The 1,193-nt window shown below is 64.5% G+C and carries 1 pseudogene and 1 CRISPR repeat array; the pseudogene reads right to left on the reverse strand.

What is annotated here, in order from left to right:
* Positions 1–47: 47 nt before the first annotated feature.
* Positions 48–495: direct repeats of the CRISPR family, unit length 28 nt; unit sequence GTCCGCCGCCGCACAGGCGGCTTAGAAA.
* A gap of 117 nt (positions 496–612) precedes the next feature.
* Positions 613–1,193 (reverse strand): annotated as a pseudogene (locus NP590_RS20395) (hypothetical protein); the annotation flags it as partial.

Raw genomic sequence — 1,193 nt, forward strand, 5'->3', positions numbered from 1 at the left:
AGGCGGCTTAGAAAATTCCGGCTGGGTTTGCCCTGGACGACCAATATGTCCGCCGCCGCACAGGCGGCTTAGAAATATCCGGTGCAGCCGTGGCCGTCGCCAATGGCGTCCGCCGCCGCACAGGCGGCTTAGAAATTGATAATAAAGGGCTGCAGCGTGTTTACGGGGTCCGCCGCCGCACAGGCGGCTTAGAAAATAGGAGACCTGCCAACCTTGCGCACCCGCACGTCCGCCGCCGCACAGGCGGCTTAGAAAACGCCCGGATTCGGATGCTGACAGTTCCTGGCGTCCGCCGCCGCACAGGCGGCTTAGAAACGATGGCGCGTTCGCAATCGCTTTTCAATCTCGTCCGCCGCCGCACAGGCGGCTTAGAAATCTTTGGTCGGCCACACATAGACTATCGTCGGGTCCGCCGCCGCACAGGCGGCTTAGAAAAGGCGCCGCGCTTAACCTGGGCGCGGTTGTCAGTCCGCCGCCGCACAGGCGGCTTAGATGTGGCGGCCCGATAACGTAAACCAAGGAACACGGTGATTTAACCGCTGGAACGCATGGCTTGCGGGGCGGCATCAGGGAACATAGCCCGCAACACTCCGGCATTTTCCGCCCCGCGGATCATTTTGCGGACACCGCCGTCAATTCCACATCCGCCGCCCTGCCCTGCTCGTCGACCACCGCAACCTGGAAGCGACCGGGCCTGGCGGGCCAAAGTACCGTGGCGCCTTCGCCGACGAATTGGTCGTCGACGAACCAGAACAGCCGGCTTCCGCCGGCCGAAGATACCGCGCTGAATTCGATACTGCCGGCCTGCCCGGCCCGCACCGGATAACTCAGGCCGGCTTGCGGCGAGACTATCCTGGGCGGCTGGGTGGCGGCATCGCCGGCCGCCGTTTGCGCGCAGGCTTTCTCGAAAGCCGGCGGCATGTCGCGGCGCACGCCGGCCCGCCGAAAGGCATCCAGTTCGTCGCTGTCCCAAAATTCGGCCACCCGGGTTTCCGCTTGGCCCTGATCTTCCGGACATTGACGCAGACCGTTGGCGGGATTGATTTTGATCGGCCTGTGCAGCGTACAGGCCCGGATGGGCGACACGCCGGGGATGATCCAGCCTGATTTGGCGTGCGGACACCAGCGCGACAGGGCTTGGCCGGACAAGGCGCAAACCTCGATGCGCTTTAAAGCGGCCGGCGGCGGCTCGG

Source organism: Methylomonas subterranea (assembly GCF_024505185.1).
Classification (GTDB): Bacteria; Pseudomonadota; Gammaproteobacteria; order Methylococcales; family Methylomonadaceae; genus Methylomonas; species Methylomonas subterranea.